Below are 16,456 nucleotides of genomic sequence, written 5' to 3'. Positions count from 1 at the left end.
TTTTACTGATTGTAGGCGTTCTCGCCGTGGCTGTTGACGTCCAGACCCTCGCGCTCCTGATCTTCCGGTACGCGCAGCCCTACCAGCATATCCGCCACTTTGAAGCCGACAAAGGCTACCACGCCGGTCCAGACGATGGTCAGGATCACGCTAAGCAGCTGTACCCAGATCTGATGGCCCATGGTCACGCCCTCAGCGTAACCCACGCCGCCCAGCGAAGAGGAGGCAAACACGCCGGTCAGAATGCAACCCACAATACCGCAAACGCCATGGACGCCGAACACATCGCAAGGATCGTCCACGCGCAGCCATTTTTTCAGTACCGTAACGCCCCACAGACCGGCCAGACCGCCAATCAGACCGATCAGCAATGCACCGCCGACGCCGACATAGCCACAGGCAGGCGTAATCGCCACCAGACCCGCGATAAAGCCGGAACTGGCGCCCAGCAGCGAAGGCTTCCCACGCAGCGCCCACTCGCCAAAGGTCCATGTCAGTACCGCACCCGCCGTCGCCACCACAGTATTCAGGAAGGCCAGCGCCGCTATTTCATTCGCCGCCGCCGCCGAGCCGGCATTAAAACCAAACCAGCCAACATACAGGATGGCCGTACCGGTAAACACCATCGGCAGGTTGTGGGGTTTAAAAGCTTCTTTGCCAAAGCCGGCGCGTTTACCTACCAGATAAGCGCCAACCAGACCGGCAACGGCGGCATTAATATGCACCACGGTACCGCCGGCAAAATCCAGCGCGCCATCCTGCGCCAGGAAGCCGCCTGCCCAGACCATATGGGCGATCGGCAGATAAGCCAGCGTCAGCCAAATCACCACAAAAATCAGCACGGCGGAGAAACGGATGCGTTCGGCAATGGAACCGACAATTAGCCCGACGGTAATACAGGCAAAAGAGGCCTGAAAAACTACATGAATATATTGATAGAAGGTGCCGCTTAACGCAGTCAGGCTGATATTTTTTAACATCACCCAGTTCAGGCCGCCGAAGAAGGCATTACCTTCGCTAAACGCCAGGGAATAGCCATACAGCACCCAGATAACGCAGACCATGGCGAAGGTTACTGAAACCTGCGTCAGTAGTGAAAGCACGTTTTTAGCGCGGATCAGGCCGCCATAAAACAGCGCTATCCCCGGAATCGTCATAAACAGCACCAGCGCGGTGCAAATCATCATAAAGGCGTTATCCGCCTTATCCGCAACGGCAGGCGCCGCCATCGCCAGCGATGGTAACAGCGCCAGGCCAGCGAGGCCTTTGGTCATTAATTTATTCATTTTTATTCCATCCCATCACAATATACAGAACCCGGCTTAAAGGGCGGCTTCGTCAGTTTCACCGGTGCGAATACGGATTACGCGCTGCAACTCAGCAACAAAAATTTTGCCGTCGCCAATTTTGCCGGTATAGGCCGCCTTGCTGATGACATCAACCACTTCATCCAGCTGGTCGTCGGCAATAGCAATATCAATTTTGACTTTCGGCAGGAAATTCACGCTGTATTCAGCGCCACGATAGAGTTCGGCATGGCCTTTTTGCCGACCGAATCCCTTAACTTCCGTTACGGTCAGTCCCTGGATGCCGATAGAAGAGAGCGCTTCGCGCACGTCCTCCAGTTTGAATGGCTTAATGACTACGGTAACCAGCTTCATACGCTCCCCTCACTTAATCATGTTGGTCAGGCATCTGACACAAGAGGACTAAAGCAAAGGATGTGCCAGCTGTGCGGGAAAAGTAAAAGTGTCGCGGTAAGCCGCAGAACAGCGGCCTGCTCAGAATAAGCAGGCCGTGAGCGGGGAAAAAGGAGCGGGAGCAGCCAGAAAAAATGCACCTTTATGGTGCGTTAAGCCGCTTCAGCGTGCATTCATAGGGAACTTTCTGATAATCATGCCTGAAAAGAGTGCGAAAAAGCGTCATGTACCTTCGGCAATGCCCGTTGTCAGCTCACTCCCCACCTGCTGCAACTGATACATCTGCCAGTAACGCCCCTGTTGCGCCAGTAGCTGAGGATGCGTCCCTTGCTCAACCGCCTGGCCACGATGCAAAACTAAAATCGTATCGGCCTCGGTAATAGTAGAGAGCCGGTGCGCGATAACCACCAGCGTGGTTTTCTTTCTGACTTCCTGGAGGGCGCGCTGAATTGCCTGTTCGGTACCGGAATCGATATTGGCTGTCGCTTCATCCAAAATAAGGATTTGCGGCTCGGCAACCAGTACGCGCGCCAGCGCCAGCAGCTGTTTCTGTCCTACCGACAAATTATTGCCTTGTTCATTAAGACGGGTATGGATGCCGTCGGTAAGGCCGCGCGCCAGCTCCGCCAGCTGAACGGCTTCCAGCGCCTCCCATACCGCCTGCTCGCTAATATCGCGTCCCAGCGTCACATTGGCGAAGAAGCTGTCGGCCAACACCACCGGATCCTGCTGTACCATCGCCACCCCCTGACGCAGCGCCTGATGGCTGAACTGATCCAGCGGACGCCCGTCCAGATAAATGCGGCCCTGCTTCACCGGATAATAGCCCATCAACAGGCTGGCAAGCGTGCTTTTCCCGCTGCCGGTATGGCCGACCAGCGCGACAAAACTACGTGAAGGCACCTGTAGTGAAATATCCTCCAGCACATTGCGTCCGTCACGATAGGCAAAGCTAAGATGCTCAATATCAATGCGGCCGCTGTGTAACGGCTGCTGCTCCTGACCGTAATGCTGACGCGGCGCATCCATTAATTCAAAAATACGCTCGCCGGCCACGATAGCCTGCTGCAGCATCGATTGCTGCGTGGTTAATTCAATCAGCGGCTCGTTTAACCGCCCCAGATAGCTAATAAAGGCGTACAGCACGCCGACTTCAAATACGCCGACCGTAGAGAAACTAAACAGCATCAGCAGCCCGCACAGAATGGCGGCGGAAAACAGACTGAGCAATGGCCGCAGCAAAAACCCATCCAGCCTTAACGTCTCCATACGCGCCAGATAGTGCGAACGGCTGGCCTCCCCTATCCGTTCGCCGAACCGTGCCTGCTGACGGAACTGCTGGATAACGCTCATGCCGTTAATCACTTCGTTGAAACCGTTATTGATATCGGCCAGGTAGCTGCGCACCCGTCGAACAATCGGCGTGCTGTAACGCTGATAAATCAGCATCACGGTCAGCACCAGCGGGAAAATCACTACCGCCACCAGCGCCATCCGCCAGTCCAGGCTAAACATGGCGATCAGCATCGCGCCAATTAACGCCGCGCTGCGCAGGACGGTCGCCACCACCGTGACCCACAGATCTTTGATCACTTCGGTATCGTTGGTTACGCGTGAGATAATCTGGCCTACCGGCTGCTGATCAAAGGCGCTGAGCGGCTGCCGCAAAGCGGCGTCCATCACATCGGAGCGCAGACGCTGTACAACTCCCACCGCCGCCTGGTTAAACAGCAGCGCCTGCCAGTAATGTAGCAACGCCGCCAGCGCCTGCAGCAGAATAAAAGCGCTGGCCAGCCCAACCGCCAGCCCAATGGGCATCCGGTGCTGAGCCACTAAATTATCGATAAAGTAGCCGATCAGCACCGGGCCCAACACCTCGGCAGCGGCGGCGACCCATAGCATCAGCACCGCCAGCGATAGCGCTTTGCGCCAGGGTTTGCCATAGGAGAGTAGCCTTTTCAGCGTCGGCCAAAGTTTTCTGGTATCAGCCATGATGCTTCTCCTCGCTGCTACGGCTATCTTCATCCTCATTCAACGCGGCCTCCAGTTGCTGATAGCGATACATATCGCTATACCAGCCTGGCTGCTGTAACAGTGCGTTATGATCGCCGCGCTGCGCCACCACGCCCTGCTGCATAACCAGGATCTCATTCGCCTCGGTCAGCGCCGACAATCGATGGGCGCTGATAATCACCGTGCGTCCCTGGCCCCAGCGGAGCAGGTTATGCAAAATCTGGTGCTCGGTACGCCCATCTACCGCCGAAAGCGCATCATCCAGAATCAGGATTTCGGCATTCAGCAGTAGGGCACGCGCGATAGAAATGCGCTGTTTCTGGCCACCGGAAAGCATCACGCCGCGTTCACCCACCTCGGTTTCATATCCCTGCGGCAAACGCAAAATATCCTCATGTACGCTTGACAACTTAGCCGCACGTTCTATGTCATCGCGGCTGGCGCCGGGACGGCCCAGCGCAATATTGTTGGCTACGGTATCGGAAAACAGAAACGGCGTCTGATTCACTACCGCCAGCCGCCCGCGCCAGCTGTCGATCCGCAGCTGCGTCAAAGGGATGGCGTGATAGCGGATATCGCCCTGGGAGATATCGAAATGGCGTTGGATCAGGCTCAGCAGCGTACTTTTCCCGGCGCCGGTCGGGCCGCAAAGCCCCAGCATCTGCCCCGGCTTAAGGTTAAAATTGAGATTTTTCAACGCCGGTTTTGCGTTGCCCGGATAGCTGAATTCACGAATCGCCACCTGCAGCACGCCGCGTCCTTCCGGCAGGATTTTGCTGCCGTCTTCCACCGCCGGCGCTTCTGACAGCAGCGAGCGGATGCGGCTCCAGGCTGCGCTGCCGCGCTCAACGATGTTAAACATCCACGCCAGCGCCAGCATCGGCCAAATCATCAGGCCGAGATACATAACGAAACTGGTTAACTGACCCAGCGTCATCTGCTGATGCCAGACAAACCAGCTGCCGCCGCCAATCGCCAACAGATTGGATAAGCCGATCGCGATATAGATAGTGGGATCGAAACGGGCATCCACGCGCGCCACGCGCAGATTTTTTTCCCCGGCATCGGCGGCGATAGCGGCAAACTGCCGCGACTGGTGATCTTCCAGGCCGAAAGCTTTCACCATGCGGATGCTGGTCAGACTTTCCTGAGCCTGATCGTTAAGCGAGGAAAACGCCGCCTGCGCCAGTTTAAAGCGCTGGTGCAGCTGGCTGCCGTAACGCTTAATCATCATTGCCATAATCGGCATTGGCACCAGCGCCAGCAGCGTAAGCTGCCAGCTGATTTGCGTGCTCATCACAATTAGCACCGCGCAGCCCATTACCAGCGAGTCTACCAGCGTTAACACCCCTTCCCCGGCGGCAAATACCACGCGGTCGACATCGTTTGTCGCGCGCGCGATCAGATCGCCGGTACGGTGACGCAGATAGAACTCGGGATGCTGCCGACTCAGCTGGCGATAGAAATCTTCTCGCAGCTCAACCGCCAGCTGATAGGAGGCGCCAAACAGCAGCACACGCCAGACGTAGCGCAGCAGATAAACCACCAACGCGGTCACCAGCATAACGCCGATCCACATCATCACGGAACCTGCGCTCAGGTTATGCAGCGTAACGCCATCGACGATAATGCCCACGATTTTGGGCGGCAGCAGCTGCAAAATCGCAATGACGATTAACAGAGAAACCGCGCCGAGATAGCGCCGCCACTCACGAAGAAAATACCAACTTAACTGGCTAAACAATCGCACAAAAAATTGTCCTGCAGGGTTAAACGATCAGCCTTAACAGGCTGTAGAAAAGATCAGGGTTCAACAGGTAATGCCGTGGTGTATTTTATCTCTTCCATAGCAAAACTGGAGGTTACGTCGATCAGGCCGCTGACGCCGTTAACCAGACGTTTATACAGCGCATCATACTGCTTCATATCGGCAACCTGGATGCGTAACAGATAATCATATTCGCCCGCCATGCGATAAAAGGCCATCACTTCGGGCAGGCCTTGCACCACGCTAACAAATTCCTGGTACCACTCACGGTTATGCTGCTGGGTTTTAATCAACATAAAGGCGGTTAATCCCAGCCCCAGCTTCTCTTTATCCAGCAGCGCGACGCGTCCGCGAATAATACCGTCATCTTCCAGCTTTTTAAGCCGTTTCCAGCAGGGCGTGGTGGTGAGATTAACGGCATCGGCTAACGTCTGCAGCGAAAGCGTACAATCCTGTTGCAGCAACGCCAGCAGCTTACGATCGGTTTTATCTAACACCTGCCCCTCCCGGAGAAATTTTTGCTATGGATACTCCATTATACAGGAAATATGGCAAACCTTTTTTCCGCTGAATGCCTTACGCTAGGGCGTTTATTATCGGGGGAAACAGAATCATGAGCAGCCAGTGGGTTAAATACGCTATTAATGAAATCAATGCGGATTTTCAGCGCTCAGCCGAAACGCATCTGATCCGTTTTACCCTGCCCCAATTTCCAGGCATCTGGTTTTACCTTAAAGATGAAAGCACCCATCCAACCGGTAGCCTGAAACATCGCCTGGCCCGCTCGCTGTTTCTCTATGGCTTGAGTAACGGCTGGATTCAAGCCGGAACCACCATAATTGAAGCCTCATCCGGCAGCACTGCAGTTTCTGAAGCCTGGTTTGCCCGCCTGCTTGGCCTGCCGTTTATCGCTGTGATGCCAGCCAGCACTGCGCGACGCAAAGTAGAACAAATTACCTTTTACGGCGGCCAATGCCACTTTGTTCAGGATCCCTGCGCCATTTATGAGGAAGCTGAAAGACTGGCGCGCGATCTTAACGGCCATTTTATGGATCAGTTCACCTATGCTGAACGCGCCACCGACTGGCGTGGCAACAATAATATTGCTGAAAGCATCTTTCGCCAGATGGCCAGCGAACCTTTTCCCATTCCCGAAACTATCGTGATGTCTGCCGGCACCGGCGGCACCTCGGCCACCCTAGGACGCTATTTACGCTATCAGGGCCATGCCACGCGTCTGCTGCTGGTGGATCCGGAAAACTCCGTTTTTCACGATTACTGGCATACCCGTGACGTCTCTTTACGCAGCGCCGTCGGCAGCCGCATTGAAGGGATTGGGCGTCCACGCGTCGAGCCCTCTTTTATTCCTGAGGTAATCGACGAGATACTGCGCGTTCCCGATGCTGCCTCCGCCGCGGCAATGCACTATCTGGCTCAAATCCTCGGCAAAAAACCGGGCGCCTCTACCGGCACCAATTTCTGGGGGGCGATTCAGGTGGCGCAGCGCATGCGCCAACAGCAGCGCGAAGGTGCGATTGTGACGCTGCTCTGCGACAGCGGCGAGCGCTACCTGGATACCTGGTACGATACGCAATGGGTCGAGAGCCGGGTAGGCGATCTGACGCCATGGCTGGCGCAGCTGCGCGACTAATCCAAACGGATGCGCTAACTCACCGCTTGCCGTTGCCGCCCGGGGCGAACCGCCCGTACAGACTACCTTTCTTGCGCGTCTGGCATTACCATAAGCCTGAACAGAATAAGTAAGGCTAAAAAATGAAACGAGCAGTGGTAGTTTTCAGCGGCGGACAGGACTCCACAACCTGCCTGATCCAGGCGTTAGCGCAATATGACGAAGTTCACTGCGTTACCTTTGACTATGGCCAGCGGCATCGTCAGGAGATCGACGTTGCGCGCGAACTGGCGATTCGGCTTGGCGCCCGCGCCCATAAAGTGCTGGACGTTACACTGCTGAATGAGCTGGCTATCAGCAGCCTGACGCGCGATAACATCCCGGTCCCACAATATGACGCTGGCGCCAGCGGGTTGCCCAGCACCTTTGTGCCGGGACGCAATATTCTCTTTCTTACTCTGGCCTCAATTTATGCTTATCAGGTTGAAGCCGAGGCGGTGATTACCGGCGTTTGCGAGACCGATTTCTCTGGTTATCCGGACTGTCGCGATGAGTTTGTTAAAGCATTAAATCATGCCGTAGAGCTGGGGATGGCTCGCCCCGTACGTTTTGAAACCCCGCTGATGTGGCTGAATAAAGCAGAAACCTGGGCGTTGGCGGATTATTGGCAGCAGTTACCTTTGGTACGTCAGGATACGCTGACCTGCTATAACGGTATTAAGGGCGACGGCTGTGGTGAATGCGCCGCCTGTCATCTACGCGCGAACGGGCTGAAAAACTATCAGGAAGAGAGTGCTGCCGTCATGCACAGCATGCAGCAGAAAACCGGCTTACGTTAAGCGTTCGGGTTAAAGGCAGCCAGGCTTTCCCCGGCTGCCAGCATGTTAGCAACGTTAGCTCAGCAACGTTTCCATCCGCGTCAGCAGTTCCCCTTCCAGCGGTAGCGCTTTTTGCGTTTTCAGGTCAATACAGACAAAGGTTAAGGTCGCATCGGCAATCGCAGCGCCATCCTCTGCCAGCGTTACCTCCTGTCCGATCACCCCGCTCTTGCCGTTTAGCTGCAGGAGCCGACTGGTGATACAGAGCTCATTTCCCAGCAACGCCGGGCGTCGGTAGTTAATATTGATATTCACTACCACAAAGGCCAGCTGGTTTTCCATCAGCCAGTGAAAGGCTTCCAGCTGCTCCAGCCATGCCCAACGCGCCTCTTCGAGAAACTCCAGATAACGCGCATTATTAACGTGTTGATAAACATCCAGATGATAGCCACGTACTTTTATTAGCGTCTGCATAGCGCCTTGCCTTATCAATGTTAGAGGTCATACGATCTGGTATGACCTCTTCAGATTAGCAGTAGCGCGCGGCGGCCGAAAAAGTTGTCATACGCGCTGGGAACAGGATCACAGTTTAAGCCGCGACAGATTGCGCTCCACCAGCGAGCTGCCGATGCCCGGCACCTCTTTTAGCTGTTCCAGCTCGGTAAAAGGACCAAACTGCTGGCGATAGCTAACGATCGCTTCCGCTTTTTTTAAGCCAATGCCGTTCATGACCGCAGCCAGCTCCTGCGCCGAGGCGCTATTGATGCTCACTATAGCCGGCGTGCTCGGTGGTTTCCCGCCGGCGACTGGCGGCGCGGCGTTAGCGGTGCTGCCCGCCTTAGGTTGAATCGCGCTGCTGGCCGCCGTGCCGCTTTCTCTGGCCGCCAACGCGCCGGGAACCGTCACTGTCCAGCAGAGCGCGCTGAGGGTAATTGATAAACAGAGCGCTGAAAGAAATTGCTTGTGCATGCTGATGTCTCCTTGTGTGTAACAGCGGGAGCAACAGTAAGGGCTGGCGGGTTTCAATACAAAAGGCAAAGCTGAGATGTGGAAAAGGCCGCGAAAGCGGCCTTTTGATTTGCAACGGGTTGCATTTTTTTTGCGGAGATTACTGCATTTGTACCGCAGCGCCGTACTTGATTTTCGCATCCTTACGCAGGTTGCTTAACAGGGCATCAAATACCAGCTGAGCGTTGTTTTGCGCTACGCCCTGCGCCATCGCTTTTTTCTGCGCTTCCGGCAGGCTTCCTGCTTTCACTTCATCCAGCGCCAGCAACACAATGTTGCCCTGCATATCTTCGCTGGTACCGTAGACCGGTTTGCCCGCCTGCGGCTGCGGCAGCGCAAACAGCGACTGAACAATGGCGTCACGATCGCTGCGCGTGAAGGTTTTCGCCTCACCGAAGGTCAGGCCCGCAGCCGTTAACGCATCCTGTTTGCCCGCTTTCAGATCGGCAAGGATTTTTTCCGCCTGCGCTTTAGCTTGCTTTTCAGCTTTGTCATGCTTCAGCGTTGCAACGATTTGCGTTTTCACTTCATCCAGCGCTTTAATCGCTTCCGGCTTATGCTCGTTAACGCGCAGGATAAAGGCGCGATCGCCATCAACAGTGATCATATCGGAGTTACTACCCGGCGTGCCGTTCTCCCCCTGCAGATTACCGTTGAAGATCGCATCCAGCACCGGTTTAAAGTTCAGCGCTTCCGGCACGTTATCGCGACCGAACCAGTCCGTCTCAACGGCTTTCACACCGGCCGCCTGCTCTGCGCTGGCTAACGATTCGTTATCGTTACTTGCCGCATCGCTGACTTTCTGCTGAAGCTTATAGTAAGCATCCAGCGCTTTTTCCTGTTTCACTTTATCCGCGATAGCGTCATGCACTTCCGCCAGCGGTTTAACCTGCTCTGGCTGGATATCATCCAGACGCACAATCAGGAAACCAACGGAAGATTTCACCACGCCTGACAGCTGGCCTTTGCTGGTCAGGTTAGCTTCTTTCAGCTCATCCGGAGTAGTAGAAGGCTCCAGCCAGCCCATATCACCACCCTTGCGCGCAGAGATAGGATCGGCGGATTTCTCTTTCGCCAACGTGGCAAAATCCGCGCCCTGTTTCAGTTGCGCCAGCATCGCGTTAGCCTCAGCTTCGCTTTTGGCCTGAATAACGCTGTAGCGGTTACGCTGCGGTTGGACATACTCAGCTTTATGCTGCTCATACCAGCTTTGGATATCCGCTTCGCTGGCCGCTTCCTGCATGCTGGCGGCGTCAAGTTTGATATAGCTTACGCGGAACTGCTCCGGCGCGAGGAAGCTATTCTTATGCTGCGCATAATAGGCGTTAATTTCATCATCGTTAACCTGCTGTTTTGCCGCCAGCGCATCCACGTTCAGCGTAGCCTGACGTACCACGCGCTGTTGGGAAACCAGCGCCGCCAGCGCCTCGGTTTCACCGTTCAGCATAAAATCAGTACCGGCGATAGCGGCAATAAGTTGCTGGGTGGTTAACTGTTTGCGCAGCGCTTCAGCATACTGATCGGCGCTAAAACCCATGTTGTTGATCAAACTCAGGTATTTGGCGTTATCAAATTTACCGTTGGTCTGAAACGCTGGCTGGTTAAAGATAGCCTGTTTGATCTGCTCGTCGCTGATCGCCAGATTTAACTCTTTGGCGTACTGATCCAGCAGCATTTCATCTACCAGCTGAGAGAGCGCCTGCTGACGCATCTGCTGCATATAGCCCGCATTGCCGGCCAGCTGCGAGAACTGCTCGCCCAGCATCTGCTGTTGGCGGCTACGCTCGTTATTAAAGGCGCGATCCAGCTGGGCGCGACTGATTTCCTGGCCGTTGACCTTGGCCGCGTAATCGCCGTTACCGCCGATCAAATAGTTGCCAACGCCGGTCAGCACGAATGACAGGATAATCAGTCCCAGAATAATCTTGAGCACGACATGGTTCGACGCCGCGCGTAAATTGTCCATCATGGTATGACAACACTCCGCTGTAATGTGAATGTAAACCTCACGCAGGCACCCCATCCTTGCAGGCGTGCGCGTTGCTGCTTTCAGGCCAAATGCGCCTGGCCATGCTCTGACATCCGCTGCTGACGTTTGTCACCTGTCAGAATAAAAAAGGCACATCAATTGTCTGATGTGCCCGTATGTTACATGAGAACGCAATATCAGTCCTCACTCCACCAAAGAAATTGCTTTAATGGTGTTGACCGTAAATCAGTTCACCGCGTCTTTCAGCGCTTTACCGGCACGGAAGCCAGGTACTTTGCTTGCAGGAATGGTAATTTCTTTACCCGTCTGCGGGTTACGGCCAGTGCGTTCAGAACGCTCACGTACAGAAAACGTGCCAAAGCCAACCAGCGCCACTTCTTCGCCTGATTTCAGGGAATCAGAAACTGAACCAATAAAAGCATCTAAAACACGTCCTGCTGCCGCTTTAGAAATATCAGCGTCTGCGGCAATTTTGTCGATCAATTGTGACTTATTCACTCTATTCATCCCCTCTTTTATTATTCACTATCGCAGCCGACTTCCAGCCAGACGCGAACGCGCAGCCAGTTATATCAAGGTTGTTGAGCCGAAACAACGGGAATTCTCTGGGTCGCTGTTTCAACAGCCCTCTAAATTAGCGGCACAAAAAAAAGCTGGCAAGTCCCATTTGACTTGCCAGCGACGCTTTTTAACTGATTTTGTCTTTAATCACTATTTCGCCGTCGCAACCTGCATCCCGTAGGGCGCATTTTGCAGGGCCAGCGTCAGAACATCCTCAATGCGTTTAACCGGATGGATATCCAGATCGGCCAAAACGTTTTCCGGAATCTCTTCCAGATCGCGCTTATTCTCATCCGGGATCACCACGGTTTTAATACCGCCGCGATGCGCTGCCAGCAGCTTCTCTTTCAGACCGCCGATCGGCAATACCTGGCCACGCAGCGTGATTTCGCCGGTCATCGCGACATCCGCGCGCACCGGGTTACCCGTCAGGCAGGAAACCAGCGCGGTGCACATGGCGATACCGGCGCTTGGGCCATCCTTCGGTGTCGCGCCTTCCGGCACATGCACGTGGATATCGCGCTTCTCATAGAAGTCGCCGTTGATGCCAAGCTTCTCCGCGCGCGCGCGCACCACGGTTAACGCCGCCTGGATTGACTCCTGCATCACCTCGCCCAGCGAGCCGGTATAGGTCAGCTTGCCTTTGCCCGGCACGCAGGCGGTTTCGATGGTCAGCAGATCGCCGCCCACTTCCGTCCACGCCAGACCGGTCACCTGGCCTACGCGGTTTTCGTTATCGGCACGGCCGTAATCGAAGCGCTGTACACCGAGGAAATCTTTCAGGTTATCGCCGTTGATCTCGATGTGCTTGAGATTTTTATCCAGCAGCAGCGATTTTACCGCCTTACGACACAGCTTGGAGAGCTCACGCTCAAGGCTACGCACGCCGGCTTCGCGGGTGTAATAACGAATAATGCCGACAATCGCGCTGTCGTCTACGGTAATTTCATTCGATTTCAGCGCGTTACGCTCGATCTGTTTCGGCAGCAGATGCTGTTTGGCGATGTTGAGCTTTTCATCTTCGGTATAGCCGGAAAGACGAATCACTTCCATACGATCCAGCAGCGGCGCCGGGATATTCATTGAGTTAGAGGTCGCGACGAACATCACATCGGAGAGATCGTAATCCACTTCCAGATAGTGATCGTTGAACGCCACGTTCTGCTCAGGGTCCAGTACCTCCAGCAGCGCTGAAGCCGGGTCGCCACGCATATCGGACGACATCTTGTCGATCTCATCCAGCAGGAACAGCGGGTTTTTCACCCCGACCTTAGCCATTTTCTGGATCAGCTTGCCCGGCATAGAACCGATGTAAGTACGACGATGCCCGCGGATTTCCGCCTCATCGCGCACGCCGCCCAGCGCCATACGCACATACTTACGGCCGGTCGCTTTCGCGATAGACTGCCCCAGCGAGGTTTTACCCACGCCCGGCGGTCCGACCAGGCACAGAATCGGCCCTTTGATTTTGTTGACGCGGCTCTGTACCGCCAGATATTCCAGAATACGGTCTTTTACGCGCTCCAGGCCATAATGGTCGGTATCCAGGGTTTCTTGCGCTTTACGCAGGTCTTTTTTCACCTTGCTGCGCTCATTCCACGGAACCTGAACCATCCATTCGATATAGCCGCGAACCACCGTTGCTTCCGCCGACATCGGCGACATCATTTTCAGCTTCTGCAGCTCGGCTTCCGCTTTTTCACGCGCCTCTTTCGGCATTTTGGACGCGTCGATTTTACGCTTCAGCGCTTCATATTCATCCGGCGCATCGTCCATTTCGCCCAGCTCTTTCTGAATGGCCTTCATCTGCTCATTCAGGTAGTACTCGCGCTGGCTTTTTTCCATCTGTTTTTTGACGCGATTACGAATGCGTTTTTCTACCTGCAGCAGGTCGATTTCCGATTCCATCATCGCCATCAAATATTCCAGACGTTCGTTAACGTCGGACATTTCCAGCACGGACTGCTTATCGGCCAGCTTCAGCGGCATATGCGCCGCCACGGTATCGGCCAGACGCGCAGCATCGTCGATGCTGTTCAGCGAGGTCAGCACCTCAGGCGGAATTTTTTTATTGAGCTTGATATAGCCTTCAAACTGGTTGATGGCGGTGCGCACCAGCACTTCTTGCTCGCGCTCTTCAATCTCAGGGGAAGCCAGGTATTCCGCCTGGGCGGTGAAGTGCTCGCCGTTATCGGCCAGCTGGGTAATACGTGCCCGCTGTAACCCCTCTACCAGCACTTTTACGGTGCCGTCCGGCAGTTTCAGCATTTGCAAAATAGAAGAAACGGTCCCTACAGAGAAGAGATCGTTAATGCCAGGTTCATCCGTTGAAGCCTCTTTCTGTGCGACCAGCATGATCTTTTTATCATGATCCATTGCGGCTTCGAGGCACCGAATCGATTTTTCCCGACCAACAAACAACGGAATTACCATGTGCGGATAAACCACTACGTCGCGCAGAGGCAACACAGGGATTTCAATGCGTTCAGAACGCTCAGGATTCATAGAGCTCTCTCTTAGTTTAAAGTCCGCCAGGTGATGGGTACCGCATAGTGCAGGCTATGTGCCAGGGAACCCACAGGTATTTGAGTATATGGGGATGTTTGCCAGACATTCAATGTCCGAGACGTGAGAAAAGCAAAAGGGGGACAATTTCCCCCTTTTATTACTAACCTGCTGGTTGTGTTGATGAATTATTCGCCAGATGCCTGCTGCGCTTCATGCGTACCGTAGATCAGCATCGGTTTTGATTGCCCTTCAATTACGGACTCATCAATCACCACTTTTTCTACATCATCCATTGAAGGCAGATCATACATCGTATCCAGCAGCGCGGCTTCTACGATGGAACGCAGGCCACGCGCGCCGGTTTTACGCGACATCGCTTTCTGGGCGATCGCCGTCAGCGCTTCGTCACGGAACTCCAGCTCAACGCCTTCCAGGTTAAACAGCGCCTGGTACTGTTTCGTCAGGGCGTTTTTCGGCTCGCGCAGGATCTGAATCAGCGCTTCTTCACTCAGCTCATTAAGCGTCGCCACTACCGGCAAACGACCAATAAACTCAGGAATCAGGCCAAATTTAATCAGATCTTCCGGCTCCACCTGCTCCAGCAGTTGCCCTTCCGATGCTTTTTCCGATTTGCCTTTTACCGTCGCGCCGAAGCCGATACCGGAGCCGGTTTCCACACGTTGGGAAATGACTTTATCCAGGCCGGCGAAAGCGCCGCCGCAGATAAACAGAATTTTAGAGGTATCAACCTGCAAAAATTCCTGCTGCGGGTGCTTACGTCCGCCCTGCGGCGGTACGGCGGCAACCGTGCCTTCAATCAGTTTCAGCAGCGCCTGCTGCACGCCTTCACCGGACACATCACGCGTAATCGACGGGTTGTCGGACTTACGGGAAATTTTATCAATTTCATCGATGTAAACGATGCCGCGCTGGGCTTTTTGCACGTCGTAGTCACATTTTTGCAGCAATTTCTGGATAATATTCTCTACGTCTTCACCCACATAACCGGCTTCGGTCAAGGTGGTGGCATCCGCCATGGTGAAGGGCACATCCAGCAGACGCGCCAGCGTTTCCGCCAACAGCGTTTTACCGCTACCGGTCGGGCCAATCAGCAGAATATTACTTTTGCCCAGTTCGATACCGTTGCTGGTATCGCCGTTGCGCAGGCGTTTGTAGTGGTTATACACCGCCACCGCCAGCACTTTTTTCGCCCTTTCCTGACCGATAACATAATCGTCCAGATGGTGGCGAATTTCGTGCGGAGTCGGTAATGCGCTACGCTCGCGATGCGGCGCGACTTCTTTTATCTCTTCGCGAATGATGTCATTACATAAATCGACACATTCGTCGCAGATATACACTGACGGCCCGGCAATCAGCTTGCGCACTTCATGCTGGCTTTTACCGCAAAAAGAGCAGTACAGCAGCTTCCCTGAACCGTCTTTGCGCTTATCTGTCATCAGCTAACCTCTTCATTTATCTCGTCCGCAGTCAAATGCGGCGATGGCAGCCAGGCTGACTGCCCTCATTCGTAGCCACTCTTCACCCGTGATCTGCTGTAACTATAGCGTATGCAGCGGGATGGAGTCTTATTGGCGATGCGTAAGAATAGAATCAACTAAACCATACTCTACCGCCTCACTCGCCGAGAGGAAACGGTCACGCTCTGTATCACGCTCGATTTGTTCAAGCGATTTACCGGTATGTTCCGCCATCAGTTCATTCATGCGCTGTTTAACTTTCAGGATTTCACGGGCATGGATTTCAATATCCGTCGCCTGACCCTGATAACCGCCCAGCGGCTGGTGGATCATAACGCGCGAGTTAGGCAGGCAGTAACGCTTACCTTTAGTACCAGCCGTCAACAGGAAAGCGCCCATTGAGCAAGCCTGCCCCATACAAATAGTGCTGACATCCGGCTTAATAAACTTCATCGTATCGTAAATCGACATACCTGCGGTGATTACGCCGCCCGGTGAGTTGATGTACAGATAAATGTCTTTTTCAGGGTTTTCCGCTTCCAGAAACAGCATCTGGGCTACGATCAGGTTGGCCATATGATCTTCAACCTGACCGGTAAGGAAAATGACGCGCTCTTTTAACAGGCGGGAATAAATGTCGTAAGAACGCTCGCCGCGCGAGGTTTGTTCGACCACCATGGGCACCAGGGCCATGTTAGGTGCGGAAAATTCACGTTCGCCATTGTATGACATTACCGTCTCCTGGATAAATTTCATTGGCAACATTCTGTACCGATTCTACTTAAGTGAGAACATGAAAACCATGCTTCACGTTGCCACTCTCCGACGCTATCCGGACGGTCAATCAGCCAGCTTTTCACTTTTCACGATATTCGGAAAACTATTTGGGGGCATGCGCCCGTTGTTTCAAGCATAACAACGTTTTCTTCAATCGCTAACCCGGAATAGCATCATACCGAATAACCTGACGCTTAATTAG

General features: G+C 54.2%; 14 protein-coding genes. 2 read left to right on the top strand and 12 right to left on the bottom strand.

Annotated elements, in window-relative coordinates; translation table 11 throughout:
* Positions 1-2 precede the first annotated feature (2 nt).
* The 5 genes from amtB to K6958_RS05960 form a co-directional block, all read right to left on the bottom strand.
* On the bottom strand, positions 3-1,286 hold the full coding sequence (gene amtB / locus K6958_RS05980) for an ammonium transporter AmtB (protein WP_249893804.1): 1,284 nt from the start codon (positions 1,284-1,286) through the stop codon (positions 3-5).
* Positions 1,287-1,322: 36 nt separating this feature from the next.
* Positions 1,323-1,661, bottom strand: a complete 339-nt coding sequence (gene glnK, locus K6958_RS05975; protein ID WP_007886947.1) for a P-II family nitrogen regulator — start codon at positions 1,659-1,661, stop codon at positions 1,323-1,325.
* A 261-nt stretch (positions 1,662-1,922) separates the two neighbouring features.
* A complete protein-coding gene (locus K6958_RS05970; protein ID WP_249893803.1) occupies positions 1,923-3,692 on the bottom strand; it encodes a SmdB family multidrug efflux ABC transporter permease/ATP-binding protein in 1,770 nt (589 codons plus the stop codon).
* Positions 3,685-5,463 (bottom strand): SmdA family multidrug ABC transporter permease/ATP-binding protein, encoded by a 1,779-nt coding sequence (locus K6958_RS05965; protein ID WP_249893802.1) that lies wholly within the window; start codon positions 5,461-5,463, stop codon positions 3,685-3,687. The genes K6958_RS05970 and K6958_RS05965 overlap by 8 nt, the downstream gene beginning before the upstream one ends.
* Positions 5,464-5,516: 53 nt before the next feature.
* Complete coding sequence (locus K6958_RS05960; protein ID WP_249893801.1) at positions 5,517-5,978, bottom strand: Lrp/AsnC family transcriptional regulator; 462 nt, start codon at positions 5,976-5,978, stop codon at positions 5,517-5,519.
* A 116-nt stretch (positions 5,979-6,094) separates the two neighbouring features.
* Here K6958_RS05960 and K6958_RS05955 point away from each other — a divergent pair, with 116 nt between their 5' ends.
* Positions 6,095-7,132: a PLP-dependent cysteine synthase family protein gene (locus tag K6958_RS05955; protein ID WP_277614717.1), complete on the top strand. Its 1,038-nt coding sequence runs from the start codon at positions 6,095-6,097 to the stop codon at positions 7,130-7,132.
* A gap of 122 nt (positions 7,133-7,254) precedes the next feature.
* Positions 7,255-7,950, top strand: coding sequence for a 7-cyano-7-deazaguanine synthase QueC (gene queC, locus K6958_RS05950; protein WP_249893800.1), 696 nt, complete (start codon positions 7,255-7,257; stop codon positions 7,948-7,950).
* A 54-nt stretch (positions 7,951-8,004) separates the two neighbouring features.
* Here the strand turns inward: queC and K6958_RS05945 are convergent, their stop codons facing one another.
* The 7 genes from K6958_RS05945 to clpP all read right to left on the bottom strand — a co-directional run bounded on the left by K6958_RS05945 (position 8,005) and on the right by clpP (position 16,209).
* Positions 8,005-8,403, bottom strand: coding sequence for a YbgC/FadM family acyl-CoA thioesterase (locus K6958_RS05945; RefSeq protein ID WP_249893799.1), 399 nt, complete (start codon positions 8,401-8,403; stop codon positions 8,005-8,007).
* Between the two features lie 108 nt (positions 8,404-8,511).
* Entirely contained in the window at positions 8,512-8,898 is a 387-nt protein-coding gene (locus tag K6958_RS05940; protein WP_249893798.1) for a ComEA family DNA-binding protein, read from the bottom strand.
* 139 nt (positions 8,899-9,037) lie between these two features.
* Positions 9,038-10,906, bottom strand: a complete 1,869-nt coding sequence (gene ppiD, locus K6958_RS05935) for a peptidylprolyl isomerase (RefSeq protein ID WP_249893797.1) — start codon at positions 10,904-10,906, stop codon at positions 9,038-9,040.
* 246 nt (positions 10,907-11,152) lie between these two features.
* Positions 11,153-11,425, bottom strand: coding sequence for a nucleoid-associated protein HU-beta (gene hupB / locus K6958_RS05930; RefSeq protein WP_038627591.1), 273 nt, complete (start codon positions 11,423-11,425; stop codon positions 11,153-11,155).
* A gap of 213 nt (positions 11,426-11,638) precedes the next feature.
* A complete protein-coding gene (gene lon / locus K6958_RS05925; protein WP_249893796.1) occupies positions 11,639-13,993 on the bottom strand; it encodes an endopeptidase La in 2,355 nt (784 codons plus the stop codon).
* Between the two features lie 188 nt (positions 13,994-14,181).
* Positions 14,182-15,456: an ATP-dependent protease ATP-binding subunit ClpX gene (gene clpX / locus K6958_RS05920; RefSeq protein WP_249893795.1), complete on the bottom strand. Its 1,275-nt coding sequence runs from the start codon at positions 15,454-15,456 to the stop codon at positions 14,182-14,184.
* Positions 15,457-15,585: 129 nt separating this feature from the next.
* On the bottom strand, positions 15,586-16,209 hold the full coding sequence (clpP, locus tag K6958_RS05915; RefSeq protein ID WP_085067711.1) for an ATP-dependent Clp endopeptidase proteolytic subunit ClpP: 624 nt from the start codon (positions 16,207-16,209) through the stop codon (positions 15,586-15,588).
* Positions 16,210-16,456: the final 247 nt, after the last annotated feature.

Origin of the sequence: Mixta hanseatica (genome assembly GCF_023517775.1) — a bacterium.
Taxonomy (GTDB): domain Bacteria; phylum Pseudomonadota; class Gammaproteobacteria; order Enterobacterales; family Enterobacteriaceae; genus Mixta; species Mixta hanseatica.
This window is presented reverse-complemented; position numbering and strand designations above follow the sequence as displayed.